General features: G+C 35.9%; 1 protein-coding gene. It reads right to left on the bottom strand.

The window, feature by feature from the left end:
- A partial coding sequence (locus tag ACY2RS_RS15950) for an MMPL family transporter (RefSeq protein ID WP_490099633.1) occupies positions 1 to 234 on the bottom strand: 234 nt, incomplete at both ends.

Below are 234 nucleotides of genomic sequence, written 5' to 3'. Positions count from 1 at the left end.
TTAAAATAAAGGTTGCAAAACCAGAAGCAGTAGTTACATTGGTCATCAAGGTGGCATTTCCTACCTTGGCAATAACACGCTGTAAGGATTGAGCCTGATTTCCATGTTGCTTAACTTCTTGTTGGTATTTATTGATTAAGAAAATACAATTGGGAATACCAATGACAATAATAAGTGGTGGTATTAATGCCGTTAACACCGTAATTTCATAGTGAAGCGAACCTAATACTCCAA

It is taken from the genome of Patiriisocius sp. 208BN25-11, from assembly GCF_058147145.1.
This window is presented reverse-complemented; position numbering and strand designations above follow the sequence as displayed.